The sequence below is a fragment of the Parvularculales bacterium genome (genome assembly GCA_036881865.1).
GTDB lineage: Bacteria > Pseudomonadota > Alphaproteobacteria > JAPOUT01 > JBAJNM01 > JBAJNM01.
The window spans coordinates 40,426-57,011 of sequence record JBAJNM010000003.1; the positions used below are offsets into that span (position 1 = coordinate 40,426).

Consider the following 16,586-nt stretch of genomic DNA (forward strand, 5'->3'; position numbering starts at 1 on the left):
CACCTGAGAGGTAGATGCTTTGCCTGCTGCGAGAGATTTAGAACGAGAGGAATTCTGATTTAGCATGAGAGTGTCTCTACCACATTCTCTATACTTTGTCAGCTTTCCACTTTGGGTGGGCCTTACGTGTATACATCAAGTGCTACATTGAGACTTGGGGCAGAGTGAGTTATCCAGCCGGTTGAGATATAATTGACGCCGGTTTCAGCAACAATGCGAGCAGAGTTGAGGGTGATGCCGCCGGAAGCCTCTGTGATGGCGCGTCCGTCAACTAAACGCACGGCTTTGACGAGGGTGGCTGGGGTCATGTTGTCTAAGAGGACAGCATCAACGCCAAGATCTAGCACTTTGCTAAGTTGGTTGAGGGTATCTACTTCTACTTCTAGTTTGAGCATGTGTCCGGCATGTTGCCGAATGCGGGATAATGATTGGGTGATACCACCCGCCGCCGCAATGTGATTGTCTTTAACGAGTAAGCCATCATCAAGCCCAAAACGATGATTAACTCCTCCACCGCATACAACAGCATATTTTTCTAGGAGGCGCAGATTGGGTGTTGTTTTGCGGGTGCAACAAATACGCGCCTGAGTGCCGACAATAGATTCAACAAGGGCCAGGGTTGCTGTAGCTATGCCTGATAGATGCCCAAGAAAATTAAGAGCCACACGCTCAGCTGTCAAAATAGAGCGGGCGTTACCCTGAACAAGCGCTACCGTCTCTCCTGCTTTTACCCGAGTGCCATCGCAAACCTTTGGAGTGAATGTAAGGTCTTGACCCAAAAGGTGAAATGCTAAACGTGCAACACCAAGACCAGCTAAACATCCCTCCGCCCGTGTCACAATTCTCGCTTCAAGATCAATCTCTTGCGACACAACGCATTGGGTGGTGACATCGCCTGCACGACCTAAATCTTCCTCCAGCGCCTGACGCACTAAAGGCTCAACGAGAACATCTGGTAGCGAGCTAGCAGGCACGATCTTTTCTTATGTCATCGGCGCGGGTGGCGGCGGTTTCTGCAATGTGGTTAACCTCTTTAAGGGTTAGGGTCATCTGTCTCTCAAATATAGTGCGTGTTTCTGGAAAATCCTGTCGGAAATGTCCTCCTCGGCTTTCTTGTCGTAGAAAAGCCGCCACACAAATAAACTTGGCCGTTGTAAAACGATTAGCGAGTGCATCTCCTGCCGAGACGGTGCGCTCTAGACGTATAATCTCGCTTAGCGCTTCCCCAAGACTCGTCGCGCTACGTACAGTTCCCACTTTTTCACTCATCAAGTGGCGTAATTGGTCTACAACTGGCATAATGGCAGGGGGTGCGGGTTTATCTGTTTTTACCAGAGCAATCGGAGCAATTTGTCTTGCGGAGGTAACATCCATGGGTTGGCCTTTTAGATCGTCAGCAATGCGTGCAGCCATCACTACTGCCTCTAGCAAAGAATTGCCTGCTAGACGATTGGCGCCATGACACCCCGTACATGCAACCTCACCACACGCCCATAAACCATCTAGGGAGGTGCGACCATTAGAATCTGTTGCTATCCCACCCATGTGATAATGAGCTGCTGGAGTCACAGGAACAGCCATCTCAAGGGGATTGAAACCAAGAGATAAGCACTGAGCGTAAAACGAAGGAAATCTATCAGGCAAAGTATTACCGAGAGCCCTTCGTGCATCCAGAAAAACGCGCCGCCCTTCGTGTAATTCGCGGGTAATGGCGCGTACCACTAGATCCCGTGAAGCTAGTTCAGCATCATCATGGGTGTGCTCCATAAAACACTCACCAGCCTCATTAACAAGTTGTGCTCCTTCACCCCGTAGCGCTTCGGTCGCAAGAGGGGTGGGATCTCGTCCGACATCAATGGCTGTGGGGTGAAATTGCACAAACTCCGCATTTGTTATTGCAGCGCCTGCTCGTGCTGCCATGGCCAACCCATCACCATTGGCAGATTTAGGGTTGGTGGTAACTTGATAGATATTACCAACTCCACCAGTGGCCATCACCACACAGTGTGCTTTGAACAGGAGAGGTGTTGTCGGTTTGCAGCTATGAACAGGGCATACAAAAACACCGACCACCCGCTCATCTTCAATGGCTAAATCAAGAGCCACATAACCTTCCAGAAAACGTACAGAAGGTGTGTTGCGGGCGGTATAAGCGAGAGTGGTCATAAGTGCTTGTCCGGTGCAATCACCCGACACGCTGATAATGCGCCTCTTACTGTGGGCTCCCTCTTGACCGAGATGCAGTCGACCATCCGCCTGTTTATCAAAAGAGATACCAAACTCTATTAAATCCTTCACACGGGCAGCAGCCTCTTGGGTAATGAAAGTGGCGACATGAGAGTCGGTTATTCCTTTACCGGCAGCTATGGTGTCTGCCGCATGACTGTGAGGGCTATCATCTATACCCAACGCCACCGCAATACCCCCTTGCGCCCAAGCGCTTGCGGCTCCACTGCCAACTGGCGAGGCAGTCAGCAGGCTAACGGGACAAGGAGATAGTTTTAGTGCTGCAAACAAGCCCGCAAGCCCCGCCCCTATAATCAAGACAGGACCAGCATCAATAACATTATCTTGAGAAATACCGCTTGTGGTAGGCATATAAGTGTCAGGCGTCAAGGGCTATCATTCGCTCAATAGGTTGCCGCGCACGTTCTGCCAACAACGGGTCAATGGTTACTTCATCACGCATTTCAATCAGGCAATCCAATATGTTTTCAAGGGTAATTTTTTTCATGTGCGGACACAAATTACACGGGCGCACAAATTCAACATCGGGATGCTCTACGGTGACATTATCGCTCATAGAACATTCCGTTACCATAACAACCCGTGCAGGTTTATTGTCTCCTATCCAGCGTATCATGCCGGAGGTAGAGCCAGAAAAATCGGCCTCATCAATTACATCGGGGGGACATTCGGGATGCGCAATAATGATAATCCCTGGGTTGTCCATGCGATAGCGGCGTAACTCTTCTGCTGTAAATCTCTCGTGCACCTCGCAACGTCCCTTCCACGCAATGATTTCAACTTGAGTTTCACAGGCAATGTTACGAGCTAGATATTCATCGGGAATGCACAAGACTCGTCTAGCGCCTAGGGATTCAACAATCTGAACAGCATTAGATGACGTGCAACAAATATCAGACTCAGCTTTAACGTCAGCACTGGTATTCACATAAGTGACTATTGGCGCATCAGGGTAACGCTCTCGCAACAAACGCACATCGGCACCAGTAATAGAGGCGGCTAAAGAGCAACCTGCTCCAGCATCGGGAATTAAAACTGTTTTGTCAGGATTCAGCAGTTTTGCTGTTTCTGCCATAAAATGAACGCCACATTGGACAATAACATCAGCTTCGGTTCTTGCAGCCTCGCGGGCCAGTTGGAGGCTATCGCCTGTTATATCGCTAACGCCGTGGAAAATCTCTGGTGTTTGGTAATTATGGGCTAGAATAACGGCACCGCGCTCTTTTTTGAGGTCGTTGATGGTACGAATGAGCGGCGCAAAGAACGGCCACTCAACAGAAGGGATGACATTTTTGAGCTTCTCATAAAGAGGGGCCATATCACGGGCTAGACCAGAGGTATAGGTAAGATCAGGCCGCTCAAGGGGCGGGAATTCTTTGATGCTGAGAGGTGCCTCATATGGGGTGGAAGAATGAGTTTGCATTGTTGTGTACTTAATTTAGAGGGCCAATTGCTTATGCTTATTTTGAGCATTACTAACGTAACAGATAGGTTCAAATGATGCAAATAGCAAGAATTGTGATAAAACTGTTATAGGCTTTTCAGAGAATTTTAGGGAAAAGGCCTATTATGGGTGTAATTACTCTCATCACAATTTTTGTCACATTATGTATCTTGATTAAAGGGTGCAAAGCTTAGTAGGCTCTGCTTGGTAATGCGTTATGAGGTATAGAGTAGCTGTGGCGTGGCTCTTTCAGGCGGTGGGGGAAGCAAACAGGAATATATTATGATACGGGATTGTGTGGTGAAAGCCTTGAGGTCCGCTGTTAAGGTTCAGGATAGACAGCGTATGTCCACTTTGCGTCTTATGATGGCGGCTATTAAAGATCGTGATATTACTCTGCGATCAAATGGCACATCGGATGGGGTGTCTGATTCAGAATTGTTGGATGTTTTTGGATGCATGGTGAAGCAACGACGAGAGGCGGTGTCGGTTTATGAAGAAGCGGGGCGACCTGATTTAGCGGAACGGGAACAAGCGGAGGTTTCTGTCATCAGTGAGTTTTTGCCTTTGCAGTTGGAAGGTGATGAGATGCGCACAGCTTGCGAGCAAATTGTGATGGAATTGGGAGCCACCAGTTTGAAAGACATGGGTCGGGTTATGGGAGCGCTTAAAAAGCGCTATGCTGGGCAAATAGATTTTACCGTCGCCAATACGATTGTCAGAAGCCAGCTCGGTGAGGTGGTTTCGTCATAGATTAGGTAGTGGTGTTGGCAAAACCTGCCAGTTATTTATCTATTTTTTCATAAAAGCTTTTCGGTATAGGGGAGGCGTGGTATCGTGTTGCCTCTGAAGTTAGGGTGGCGCGGACGGTAAACCATGGTGTTTTCTGACAGTTTTCTTGAAGCCGTGCGTATGCGGATATCCCTGCGGGATGTGGTGGGGCAACGAGTGCAGTGGGACCGTGTTAAATCCAACCCAACACGGCGCGACTGGTGGGCGTGCTGCCCATTTCATCAAGAAAAGACTCCTAGTTTTCACGTAGATGAAAATCGTAACCGCTATCATTGTTTTGGTTGTGGGGCTTCAGGGGATGTAGTGCGTTTTGTTATGGAGACAGAGAATCTGCGCTTTCCGGAGGCGGTTGAAAGGCTTGCCAGTGAAGCGGGAATTAAGCTACCTATTTTTGACCCTCAACAAGCTGCCCGAGAAAAACATCGCGCTGGTTTGTATGAGATTATCGGCGTTGCCCAAGATTTTTTTCGTCATCAACTAACAACTCCCGCAGGCGTTCAAGCTCGCGCGTGGCTTGAGGGGCGGAGGGTGACAGCCTCTATGCAGGAGGCGTTTGCTGTTGGGTATGCTCCGGGAGGGCGTGACGGGCTTATCTGCGCCTTACAAAAAAGGGGTATTGGCACTGCCCAGATGCTTGAGGCCGGATTGACGCTTGTCAGTCAAGGCGGGGAAGTGCGTGACCGATTTCGCCACCGTATTATGTTTCCCATCCATGATGATGGAGGACGCGTGATTGCCTTTGGAGGGCGAGCACTAGATGAAACAGCTCCTGCTAAATATCTAAACTCTCCCGAAACACCAACGTTTCAAAAACGCGCCGTACTTTATAATTTTCATAATGCTCGCCGTCTGGCCCTTAAGGTAGGAACGGTCATTATGGTCGAAGGTTATATGGATGCCGTTGCCATGGCGGGCGCTGGGTTTGGTCATGTGGTAGCACCTCTAGGCACAGCTCTGGGAGAGCGGCAGATTGAACTGATGTGGCGGTTAGCACCAGAACCTATCATTTGTTTTGATGGCGACGTAGCCGGTATGCGGGCTGCATGGCGGGCCATGGATATTATTTTGCCATTGTTGCAGCCAGGACAATCGGTGCGCTTTGCTATGTTACCAGAAGGCGAAGACCCAGACGATGTATTGCGATTACAGGGAAGGGCAGCGATGCAAACCATTTTGGCACAAGCACAGTCACTGTCAGATGCGCTTTGGGAGCGTGAGTCAGTTGGTGGTTCGTGGGATACGCCGGAACGTCGCGCTCAACTTGAGAGTCGTCTGGAAGAATTAGTGAACCAAATCCAAGACACTAAAGTACGTGCTCATTACCAGAGCATGATGCGTGAGCGATGCTATCAACTATTTAGAGGGGCAACGCTCAAGGGGCGAACGTATAGAGGGGGTGAGGGGTCATTTGACCGTAACAGGGTAGGGCATAACACAATGGCTCCAAGGCCCGAAACTCGGCGCAATAAATTGGCGCAAGATGTGCTATATCCTGGGGCTCGTCTGGAATCTCTGATGGTGTTGATGATGCTCAACCACCCTATGTTATTGGGGGATTATGGCGAAGATTTTGGGCAAATTTTGTTGCAAAAACCGTGGCTTAATGATTTGAAAACTGCTATCATGGAAGTAGCGGCTCAGAATGACCCCCTTGACAGGGAGGCGTTGGAGCGCCATTTGTCAGGACAGAATTTGATGGGATATGTTGAAAGTCTGAGGACCGATAGGGCCCTTCAGAATGAGCCTTTTGCGGGCTTGGATAGTGATCAGGTGACGGCATCGGAAGGATGGCGGCATATATGGGAGCGTTATAAAAGGATAGTCTTGTTGCCTGAGGCCTTACAAGAGGCTGGTAGGCGCTTGGTTGAGCAACAGGAAGAGGGAGACAGTGAATTCGCCAATATAGGCGAAATAATAAATCAGATCGGAGGTCATAAGGGGAGTGAGACTCGTTGGGATGATCTAGAATCTTCTTCAGAGATAGTGCAGGCAAAAGGAATCGCAGAGATTAAATAGTGGTAACAGGATAAGTGGTAACAGATTTAAGAGTCCTCCGCATGCCTAATGGCAGGCTGGGGGCTTTATGGACGAACTGTTTTCGATTAAAGAAAGAGAGAAGGTATTCTGTTGGGGGGAGTGTTGTTGGAGTAGTGATAAATGGTAAATACGCAGGCGGTAAAAACAAAATCTGGGAGAAAACTGAGATCTAAGAGTAGTGGCAAGAGCAAAAGTTCTGGCTTTGCATCAACAGCAAGTGTTGATGAGTCGGGTGTTGCTGGTCTGGAGATGATTGTTCAAAATTTGATCAAAGTCGCGGAAAAACGTGGAAGTGCTACGTACGATGACCTCGGTAAACTCTTATCTCAAGAGAGCGTTTCCGCCGAGTATATTGAAGATATTATGGCAAAACTAGCGGAGTTGGGTATTGCCTTTACTGAAACAGGTATTGAGGTCGGGGGCGATGATGAATCTGGACACGACCAGACAGATGGTGAGGTTGCTGTAAAAGACGAGGGGAGTGTGTTGTCTGCTGAACGGGCTAAGACGGGGGAAACCACGGACCGCACTGATGATCCTGTACGAATGTATCTACGGGAGATGGGTAGCGTTGAATTGCTTTCTCGTCAGGGGGAGATTGCGATCGCCAAGCGGATTGAAGCCGGGCGAGACATTATGATTGCCAGCCTGTGTGAAAGTCCTCTTACATTTCAGGCGATTATCATCTGGCGTAACCAACTCAATGAGGGTAGCGTTTTGTTGCGTGATGTCATTGATCTGGAGGCTACTTATGCAGGTCCAGAGGCTCGGAAGGTAGATCGTAGTGCTACTGGCGCACCAGATAGTGCTGCGGGGGGGCGGCCAAATATTCCCTCAGTCGGAGCGGTAGATGAAGATAGCGAAGATGATGATGCCATGGGAGATGGCAACAGTAGCGAGAGCGCTTTGCCTCTAACTACCATGGAATCTGAACTCAGGCCCAAGGTATTAGAGGCTTTTGACAGCATTGCCTCTAATTACTGGAAATGGCGCCGTCTTCAAGATCAAAGCGTTGAGCGTCGCCTAAACAATGAGATGCTTTCGCCCTCTCAAGAGCGCCGGTATAAAAAACTACGTGACGACATTATAGAGAACGTGGAAAGCCTGTGCCTACATAATGTCCGTATAGAATCTCTCGTTGATCAGCTTTACGATCTCAACAAACGGTTGGTAGGACTTGAGGGTCGCCTGATGCGTTTAGCTCATGGGCATAATATACACCGTGAGGAGTTTCTCAAAAAATATTATGGCGCTGAGCTAGATCCAAATTGGGTGCGGAGGGTAGGTCGTCTTGTAGGCCCCGGATGGAAAGATTTTGTTAAGGCTGAACGTGTGCAGATTAACGAGATTCGTGCTGGTATTCAGGATTTGGCCATTGAGACGGGCTTGGACATAGGCGAGTTCCGGCGCATTGTTCACAATATGCAAAAGGGAGAGCGAGAAGCTCGTACAGCCAAAAAAGAAATGGTGGAGGCTAATTTACGGCTTGTTATCTCCATTGCTAAGAAATACACCAATCGCGGATTACAATTTCTGGATTTAATCCAAGAAGGTAACATTGGCCTTATGAAGGCGGTGGACAAGTTTGAATATCGGAGGGGTTATAAGTTTTCTACATATGCTACGTGGTGGATTCGTCAAGCCATAACGCGTTCTATTGCTGACCAAGCACGCACCATTCGTATACCAGTGCATATGATCGAAACTATTAATAAGTTGGTTCGTACCTCACGACAAATGCTACATGAAATTGGCCGTGAACCAACACCGGAAGAGTTGGCAGAAAAACTCAACGTGCCATTAGATAAAGTCCGTAAGGTTATGAAAATTGCCAAAGAACCTATTTCTCTTGAGATGCCTGTTGGCGATGAGGAAGATAGTCATCTTGGCGATTTTATTGAGGATAAGAATGCAATTCTTCCTATTGATGCGGCTATACAGTCCAATCTTCGGGAGACTACAACACGGGTCTTGGCCTCTCTTACGCCACGGGAAGAGCGCGTTTTACGGATGCGCTTTGGGATTGGCATGAATACAGATCATACGTTGGAGGAGGTGGGGCAGCAGTTTTTTGTTACTCGTGAGCGCATTCGTCAGATTGAAGCTAAAGCCTTGCGCAAACTCAAGCATCCCAGCCGTAGCCGTAAATTGCGCAGCTTTCTCGATGGTTGATGAGAATTAGGGGGTTATGGGGATTAGTGTTGAATCGCTCTTGCGCTCCTCTTACGCCTTGTATAATTAGAACGAGCGATAATGTGGGGCCTGTAGCTCAGTTGGTTAGAGCGAACCGCTCATAACGGTTTGGTCGCAGGTTCGAGTCCTGCCAGGCCCACCATGCGCTTTATGTTTTGCTTGCGTTTTCAATTTGTTTCCTTAAATGGCTAAGCAGGACGGGGAACTTACCATCTCCCTTTTTTAAAATTGAGACAAAGGTAGCTCGTTGCTCTTGTGCCAGCCAGATACCAGCTACCTGAAGATCAAAAATCTTATATCCTCCATCTTCGCGGAGTAGCCACCAGTTTAGGTTTACAGACTGATCTTTTCCTGCCATAGTAATATGGCTCTTAACTATCACTTCTTTGCCCCTTGAGCCTTTGTTGGTACTGTCTGTGATTTTTACCATTGCATCGGAGTAATCTGAAAGACGGCTGACATAAACTTTGGTAATGAACTCTTTCAGTATATTGATGTATTCTTTGAGTTGGTCTTCTGTGGGAGTGCGGGCATATTGCCCCAGTGCAAATCGGGCAACACGGCGAATATCCACCTTGCTTACAAAAATCTTAAGAAACTCTTGTTTGCGCTGTTCTGGGTTGGAATTTTTTAGGAGGGCAATAACAGCTTCCGCTGTTTCGCCAGCAAAGGCTTCTGCCACAGCATCATCGCTAGCTAGCACATGAGCAGGGTGAGTGGCCAACACGCACAGGGCGATAGCAACACCTACAATCATGCGGGGCATAATCGTAGAAAAATATTGGAAAACATAAGAACCTCCTGAAGTATTGAGGGTACACTATGGGTTTTTGGTGCTATCGGTCAAGACGAATCATCATCTAAATCAGAAATATCTGGTAGATAGTCTACACCATTTGCATTGCTACGACGTTGGCGAACGGCATTGGTTTGGCTTTGAAAATACAGATTCCGGACAGTAGCATAATAATCTACGGAGGTTTTTTCCAGATGATCAATAAGGTTTAGGTTGCGTGCCCGTAGAGAAATACCATTCACGGTACTACGTGTTATCAAAACCTTTCTACTTGCATAATAAGCGAAGGGATCAAGCGCAACATCAACGCTGCTACCAATTAAATCCCGCGGAGAGGAAGGTCCTATGATAGGTAAATGGAGATAAAAACCCGACCCAATCCCCCATACACCAAGGGTTTGGCCAAAATACCCAGTTTTTTTAGAGTATCCAAAACGGTCAGCAATATCAATCAAGCCGCCAATGCCAATCGTGCTGTTGGTGCTAAACCGCACCATAACGACCCACGCATCATACATCTCACCTTGTAGCATCGTGTTAGGCAAATAGACTGGTGTTCTGAGGTTGTCCAAAAAATTAGACACACCATTCTGAATGGGTTGCGGTATGATGCCATGATACCAAGTGGCAACTGGTTTTAGAAGTATGGCGTCAAAGAAGCGGTTGACCTCAAACGTGTAGCGGTTGAATGGCTCTAGGGGGTCACTTATTTCTGCTACTTGGTTGGCGGTGGTTATCTGATTAGCACTCTTGTCTGGGAGTTGTTTTCCGGCACACGCACCCAGCAAAAATAGCGCTATTAGGGGCAAGGTCAGTGGCAAGGGTAAGGGGGGAGATACGATAATTTGGCGGATTGCTGAGGGTTTTCTTAACAAGACGTGAATCATGACGAAAGAGTATATCGCGTTGTGTGATTCTAAACCAGAGAATCGGTTATGAGGTTTCTCGTACTTGTATGTAGAGTAAGTTTACCATATAAGTATGTCTTTATGTTTGCTAGAGAGATAGAGGAACAGAATAGGTAACAGGATAATATGCAGAATAATGATGGCAAACTACACAGTGACACATTGCTAACGGCGCTCAGGGCTGTGGGAGATTCTACCAGACTGCGTATTCTGATCATTCTGTCTCATGGTGAATTGACGGTCAGTGAGCTTACGCGTGTCTTGGACCAGAGTCAGCCTCGTGTGAGTCGTCATCTTAAATGTCTTGCTGCGGCGGGTCTCGTGGTGCGCCACAGAGAGGGGACATGGGTTTTGTATCGACTGGCGGATAGGGCAGTGATGGGAGAGATTGTGCGCTCTCTGGTGGGTTGGGTAGAAACGGATGACGATATTGTTCGGCGTGATGAAGGGCGTCTGTCGGCTGTGCGTCATGACCGGGCGGTTCAGGCGGCTGCGTATTTTCGGAGCAATGCTGCTGCGTGGGATAGAGTGCGGGCACTTCATGTGTCAGAGGCTTCTGTTGAGGAGGCTATGTTAGAGATGGCCTCGCAGGCGCACTTTGATGTCATGGTGGATTTGGGTACGGGTACGGGGCGCATGTTGGAGACGTTTGCCGGACGAATAAAGCAAGGTATTGGTTTTGATGTCAGTCATGAAATGCTGTTTTTTGCGCGTACCAATTTGGAACGGGCAGATCTAGGTCATTGTCAGGTGCGTCATGGCGATATCTATAACGTGCCTCTAGCGGATAATGTGGCAGATTTAGTAGTGATGCATCAGGTGTTGCATTATCTGGATAATCCGGCGGGGGCTGTTAGAGAGGCGGGTCGATTGTTGCGACCAAAGAAGGGACGATTGGTGGTAGCGGATTATGCACCTCATGATTTGGAGTTTTTACGTCAAGAGCATGCTCATCGGCGGTTGGGGTTTCGCGCTGAGGAGGTAGCGGCGTGGATGCGTGAGGCTGGTTTCGGACTGATAGAGATGCGTTCTTTATCTGATAATAATGGCGAAAATCCTTTGAAGGTTGTTATCTGGGCCAGCAAGCGACAAGGTCGTGCGGTAAGGGTACCGCGCGCCTATCATGAGGGTGTTCATAAGGTTGAAATCAATAATTATGGATGAAGTGCAACTCTCGTTTGAGTTTTTTCCGCCCTCCAGTGAGGCCATGGAGGTGCGCCTTTGGAAAGCGGTTGAAGGCCTTGTGCCTTTAAGCCCTCGCTTTGTGTCTGTTACTTATGGTGCAGGGGGCAATATCCGCACCCGCACTCATGAGACGGTCAAACGGATACACAAGGAAACAAGTTTAGCGGTCGCGGCTCATCTTACGTGTGTTGCGGCTAGCAGGGATGAGATTGATGCCATCGTGCGAGATTATTGCGATGCGGGTATTTCTCACATTGTCGCCCTGCGCGGTGATATGCCCGATGGCAGTTCTTACAACTCTCATGAGCAGGGCTATGCCTCAACACCTGAGATGATAATTGGTATCCGCAATCAAGGTGTAAGTGAAATTAGTGTTAGTGCTTATCCTGAAGTTCATCCGGATACATCGTCTATGGCGGCTGATATTGAACTGCTGCGGCGCAAGGTAGAGGCAGGTGCGGTGCGAGCGATAACTCAGTTTTGTTTTGAGACGGATGATATTTTGCGCTACCGCGATAAAGTACGCGCAGCGGGTTTAGAGATACCTATTGTACCAGGTTTACTACCGGTGACCGAATTTAACGGCATGGCTCGCATGGCGAGACGTTGTGGAGCCAGTGTGCCAGATTGGTTAACCCGTAGATATGAGGGGCTCGAAGATCAGCCAGAGGCTTGCAAGCAAATGGCTGTTTGCATGGCAGTTGAGCAATGCCAACGTCTTCTTGAACATGGTATTACAATGCTTCACTTTTATACTCTGAATAGAGCAGAAATCGTGTCTGCTATTTGTCAATCTATTGGTGTGGAGGCCTCTTCACTGTGTTCTTTGCATGATTTATCAACAGCGAATAGAAATGAATAATGGCTCAGGATTGTTCCAATGAGGCAAAACGCACTGAAGCGCTAGTACAGCGTTTGAATTCACGTATTTTGGTGTTGGATGGAGCGATGGGATCTCTTATTCAGGGACACGGTCTTGAGGAGGGAGATTATCGAGGAACACGGTTTTCTGATTGGCGCTGTGATCTGAAGGGAAACAATGAATTACTCACCTTAACGCGACCAGATATCATTGAGGGCATTCATCAGACTTATCTTGAAGCGGGTGCGGATATTGTAGAAACTAATACGTTTTCAGCGACAAGTGTGGCTCAGGCTGATTATGGCACACAGGGTTTTGCGTATGAGTTGAATTATGAGGGGGCGCGTTTAGCGCGTCAGGCGTGTGATGCTTTTATGGAGCACCACAAAGAGAAGATATGCTTTGTGGCGGGGGCTATGGGTCCGACACCTCGTACGGCATCTTTGTCGCCGGATGTAAGCGACGCTAGTGCGCGCAATATTACCTATGATGAGTTACGGGTTGCTTATGAGGAGGCTACGCGGGGGCTTTTATCGGGCGGTGCGGATTTGTTGTTGGTGGAGACTATTATTGACACGTTGAACGCTAAGGCAGCACTTCATGCAGTTGCGGATGTGTTTAAAGAGATGAGATGGCGCGTACCAGTTATTGTGTCGGGCACGATTACTGATAAGTCGGGGCGTACTCTTTCTGGTCAGACGGTAGAGGCGTTTTGGTATTCCATCCGTCATATACGTCCTTTAGCGGTAGGTTTGAACTGTGCGTTGGGGGCAGAGCAATTACGCCCTTGGCTTGTTGATTTGTCACGGGTGGCAGATGTTCCTGTGAGCATCTATCCCAATGCTGGGCTACCCAATGCTTTTGGTGAGTATAACCAAACTGCGGATCAAATGGCAGAGCATGTGGGCCAGTTTGCACGTGAAGGGCTCGTTAATTTGGTCGGTGGGTGTTGTGGGACAACACCCGAGCATATTCGTGCTCTCTGTGGGGCGGTAAAAAATGTTGCCCCACGTTCTGTGCCGGATTTTGTACCCTTATTGCGGCTTTCAGGGTTAGAGCCGTTTACTCTGACGGGAGATATTCCCTTTGTTAATATAGGGGAGCGCACCAACATGACCGGCTCGGCACGGTTTCGCAAGCTTATTACTGATGGAGATTATGATGCTGCCCTAGAGGTAGCCCGCCAGCAGGTGGAAAATGGTGCTCAGATCATTGATGTTAATATGGACGAAGGGATGTTGGATTCTGTTGCAGCTATGACGCGATTTTTGAATCTTGTTGCCGGTGAACCAGATATTGCGCGTGTGCCAGTGATGATTGACTCATCAAGGTGGGAGGTTTTAGAGGCCGGTCTTAAGTGTGTGCAGGGTAAAGCGATTGTGAACTCTATCAGTCTCAAGGAAGGTGAGAAGGTTTTTCTTGAGCAAGCGGTTCTTGTGTTGCGTTATGGGGCGGCAGTGGTTGTGATGGCTTTTGATGAACAAGGGCAAGCGGAAACGCTTGAGCGCAAGATGGAGATTATCTCTCGTGCTTATGGTTTGCTGACGGAGAAAGTGGGTTTTCCACCGGAAGATATTATTTTTGATCCCAATATATTTGCCGTTGCTACCGGTATTGAAGAACATAATGAGTATGCCAAAGCCTATATTGAAGCTGTAGGTCAGATACGCAATAAGATTCCCCATGCTCATGTATCGGGTGGGGTATCTAATTTGTCATTTTCGTTTCGAGGTAATGATGCAATACGGGAGGCTATGCACACGGTCTTTTTGCATCATGCGATTGCGGCGGGCATGGACATGGGCATCGTCAATGCAGGTCAGCTGGGGCTTTATGGAAACGTTCCAGATGATTTACGGGAGCGAATTGAGGACGTGCTGTTTAATCGACGGTCAGATGCCGCCGATCGCTTGCTTGATTTTTCGGAGACGTATGGTGGGTACAGTGCTAGCAAGCAGGTGCGGGATGTTTCATGGCGTGACAAGTCGGCAGAAGAGAGGCTTATTTATGCTTTGGTCAATGGTATTGGCGAGTTTGTAGAGGAGGATGTAGAGGAGGCTCGCAAAGCAGCAGAACGTCCATTGCATGTGATTGAAGGTCCGTTGATGGATGGCATGAATGTTGTGGGCGAGTTGTTCGGTGAGGGAAAAATGTTTTTACCTCAGGTAGTTAAAAGTGCACGTGTTATGAAGCAGGCGGTTGCAGTTTTGTTGCCTTATATGAAGGAGGAGGAAGGCAAGGGCGAGAATCGGCATTTTGCAGGTCGTATCTTGATGGCCACTGTTAAGGGAGACGTACATGATATTGGCAAGAACATTGTTGGGGTTGTCTTGCAGTGTAACAACTACGAAGTGATTGATTTAGGGGTGATGACACCTTTGCCGGATATTTTGTCGTCAGCCCGTAAACATGATGTGGATATAATTGGTTTGTCGGGGCTTATAACGCCAAGTCTGGATGAGATGTGTGCTGTGGCCTCAGAGTTGCAGCGAGAAGGTTTTGATATTCCGTTGCTTATTGGAGGGGCTACGACAAGTTTAGCTCATACAGCGGTTAAGATACATCCTTGCTATGGGAGGGGTCAGGCGGTTTATGTGCCTGATGCGAGTCGTGCGGTAGGGGTTGTAGCGAGTCTGTTGTCGCCGGATAAACGTGCGGATTATGTAGATACCATCGCTCACGATTATGATGAGTTCGCTACCCGTTATCGTAATGCTCAGGAGGAGGTAGGGCGGTGCGCTCTAGTGGAGGCACGTGCCAACCGGTTGACGCCCGATTGGGCGGCTTATGTGCCACTACAGCCTTCTTTTGTGGGAGTGCGGCATTTTGATAATTATTCCTTAGAGAAGCTAGAGCGTTATATTGACTGGCAACCGTTTTTTAGGACATGGGAATTGGTTGGGACGTTTCCGGCTATTTTGGATGATGATATTGTAGGTCCTACGGCGATGCAACTGTATGACGATGCCTGCGTCATGTTGCGGCGGATGATTAGCGAGGGTTGGTTGACAGCACGTGGTGTTATCGGCTTTTGGCCCGCCAATAGTGTTGGTGATGATATTGAGATTTATGGCGACGAGGAGCGTACGCAGTGTCTTGGTGTTTTTCATACTATAAGGCAACAAATGATGCGTCGTGGTGGTAGGCGGCCTAATTTGGCTTTGGCAGATTTTGTAGCGCCCAAAGAAACGGGTTTGCGCGATTATATTGGGGGTTTTGCGCTGACAGCCGGTCATGGCGAGGATGAAGTAGCTCAGCGTTTTGAGCATAATGGTGATGACTATAATTCTATTCTCTCAAAGGCTCTGGCAGATCGTTTGGCGGAAGCTTTTGCTGAATGTATGCACGAGCAAGTGCGCCGCGAGTTCTGGGGTTATGCTACTGATGAGGTGTTGACTAATGAGCAACTTATTGCTGAGGCCTATCAGGGTATTCGTCCAGCACCAGGTTATCCGGCGCAGCCGGATCACACGGAAAAACGTCTCTTATTTGATGTGTTGAACGCTGAATATCACACGGGAATTCGTTTAACGGAAAATTTGGCTATGTGGCCGGGCTCTTCGGTGAGCGGGCTTTATTTCAGTCATCCAGAGAGCGTCTATTTTGGAGTTGGCCGTATAGACCGGGATCAGGTAACGGATTATGCTGTTCGGAAGGGTATGACGGTAGCCGAAGTGGAGCGTTGGCTTGGGCATATTTTGAGTTATACGCCCAATCAATCAGCTGCAGCCTAGTTTGGTTAGCGATAGGCATTCACGGGGGGGATTGAAGGAAAATCAGTATTAGTGATAAGTTCAAGAGCCTCACGTGCCTTGAACTTTAATGGGCCAGTTTTTATCATAGATAGAGCGGATACCCATTTGCGCTGGATAGATTTTACTTAACTTGGTTTTTTTACGCCAAGTTATTGTGGTTTTTAGTGAAAACCCTTTCAATCTTTTCTGTGTCTTGCTCTGTCCATGGCCCGCCATGATGCAGTTTCTGTATCAGTCTCCTTAAATCTTGCAAATCTGATGTATTCTTTATCACTACCATAAAGTAAAGGAAGTGTGATAGAGAATTATATCTCTATATGTGATTGGTTACACAACACCAGATCGTGATCGGATTATTTTTTACTAT

General features: G+C 48.2%; 11 protein-coding genes and 1 tRNA gene. 7 read left to right on the plus strand and 5 right to left on the minus strand.

Translation table 11 applies throughout. The features are described from left to right. Positions 1–122: 122 nt before the first annotated feature. From nadC to nadA, 3 genes are read right to left on the minus strand one after another with little or no spacing between them, the layout of a single operon-like run. Positions 123–974 carry a carboxylating nicotinate-nucleotide diphosphorylase gene (nadC, locus tag V6Z81_01530; protein ID MEG9861179.1) on the minus strand — a complete coding sequence of 284 codons (852 nt, stop codon included), beginning with the start codon at positions 972–974 and terminating at the stop codon, positions 123–125. Beyond that, a complete protein-coding gene (locus V6Z81_01535) occupies positions 964–2,598 on the minus strand; it encodes an L-aspartate oxidase (GenBank protein MEG9861180.1) in 1,635 nt (544 codons plus the stop codon). Before V6Z81_01535 ends, nadC begins: the two co-directional genes overlap by 11 nt. Before the next feature lie 7 nt (positions 2,599–2,605). After that, complete coding sequence (gene nadA, locus V6Z81_01540) at positions 2,606–3,670, minus strand: quinolinate synthase NadA (protein MEG9861181.1); 1,065 nt, start codon at positions 3,668–3,670, stop codon at positions 2,606–2,608. Between the two features lie 303 nt (positions 3,671–3,973). Here nadA and V6Z81_01545 point away from each other — a divergent pair, with 303 nt between their 5' ends. The 4 genes from V6Z81_01545 to V6Z81_01560 all read left to right on the plus strand — a co-directional run bounded on the left by V6Z81_01545 (position 3,974) and on the right by V6Z81_01560 (position 8,855). Then, the gene (locus V6Z81_01545) at positions 3,974–4,444 is read left to right on the plus strand and encodes a GatB/YqeY domain-containing protein (protein ID MEG9861182.1); all 471 of its coding nucleotides are present in this window, start codon (positions 3,974–3,976) and stop codon (positions 4,442–4,444) included. 123 nt (positions 4,445–4,567) lie between these two features. Then, on the plus strand, positions 4,568–6,499 hold the full coding sequence (gene dnaG / locus V6Z81_01550; GenBank protein ID MEG9861183.1) for a DNA primase: 1,932 nt from the start codon (positions 4,568–4,570) through the stop codon (positions 6,497–6,499). A gap of 141 nt (positions 6,500–6,640) precedes the next feature. Beyond that, positions 6,641–8,692, plus strand: a complete 2,052-nt coding sequence (rpoD, locus tag V6Z81_01555) for an RNA polymerase sigma factor RpoD (protein MEG9861184.1) — start codon at positions 6,641–6,643, stop codon at positions 8,690–8,692. Positions 8,693–8,778: 86 nt separating this feature from the next. Continuing rightward, a tRNA-Ile gene (locus V6Z81_01560) sits at positions 8,779–8,855 on the plus strand. Between the two features lie 6 nt (positions 8,856–8,861). Here V6Z81_01560 and V6Z81_01565 read toward each other — a convergent pair. Further along, positions 8,862–9,470, minus strand: a complete 609-nt coding sequence (locus V6Z81_01565; protein ID MEG9861185.1) for an ABC transporter substrate-binding protein — start codon at positions 9,468–9,470, stop codon at positions 8,862–8,864. A gap of 86 nt (positions 9,471–9,556) precedes the next feature. Then, positions 9,557–10,384 carry a VacJ family lipoprotein gene (locus V6Z81_01570; GenBank protein MEG9861186.1) on the minus strand — a complete coding sequence of 276 codons (828 nt, stop codon included), beginning with the start codon at positions 10,382–10,384 and terminating at the stop codon, positions 9,557–9,559. A 159-nt stretch (positions 10,385–10,543) separates the two neighbouring features. Here V6Z81_01570 and V6Z81_01575 point away from each other — a divergent pair, with 159 nt between their 5' ends. Genes V6Z81_01575 through metH form a run of 3 tightly spaced genes read left to right on the plus strand, consistent with a single transcriptional unit; the run spans position 10,544 to position 16,198 of the window. Then, on the plus strand, positions 10,544–11,581 hold the full coding sequence (locus V6Z81_01575; protein ID MEG9861187.1) for a metalloregulator ArsR/SmtB family transcription factor: 1,038 nt from the start codon (positions 10,544–10,546) through the stop codon (positions 11,579–11,581). Next, positions 11,559–12,464 (plus strand): methylenetetrahydrofolate reductase [NAD(P)H], encoded by a 906-nt coding sequence (metF, locus tag V6Z81_01580; protein ID MEG9861188.1) that lies wholly within the window; start codon positions 11,559–11,561, stop codon positions 12,462–12,464. The genes V6Z81_01575 and metF overlap by 23 nt, the downstream gene beginning before the upstream one ends. Further along, complete coding sequence (gene metH, locus V6Z81_01585; protein MEG9861189.1) at positions 12,464–16,198, plus strand: methionine synthase; 3,735 nt, start codon at positions 12,464–12,466, stop codon at positions 16,196–16,198. Before metF ends, metH begins: the two co-directional genes overlap by 1 nt. Positions 16,199–16,586: the final 388 nt, after the last annotated feature.

Bases quoted from the DNA above. Each gene is read 5' to 3' on its own strand.
- V6Z81_01535 (MEG9861180.1), bottom strand. From the start codon at position 2,598: ATGCCTACCACAAGCGGTATTTCTCAAGATAATGTTATTGATGCTGGT.
- nadA (MEG9861181.1), bottom strand. From the start codon at position 3,670: ATGCAAACTCATTCTTCCACCCCATATGAGGCACCTCTCAGCATCAAA.
- V6Z81_01545 (MEG9861182.1), top strand. From the start codon at position 3,974: ATGATACGGGATTGTGTGGTGAAAGCCTTGAGGTCCGCTGTTAAGGTT.
- dnaG (MEG9861183.1), top strand. From the start codon at position 4,568: ATGGTGTTTTCTGACAGTTTTCTTGAAGCCGTGCGTATGCGGATATCC.
- rpoD (MEG9861184.1), top strand. From the start codon at position 6,641: ATGGTAAATACGCAGGCGGTAAAAACAAAATCTGGGAGAAAACTGAGA.
- V6Z81_01565 (MEG9861185.1), bottom strand. From the start codon at position 9,470: ATGATTGTAGGTGTTGCTATCGCCCTGTGCGTGTTGGCCACTCACCCT.
- V6Z81_01575 (MEG9861187.1), top strand. From the start codon at position 10,544: ATGCAGAATAATGATGGCAAACTACACAGTGACACATTGCTAACGGCG.
- metH (MEG9861189.1), top strand. From the start codon at position 12,464: ATGGCTCAGGATTGTTCCAATGAGGCAAAACGCACTGAAGCGCTAGTA.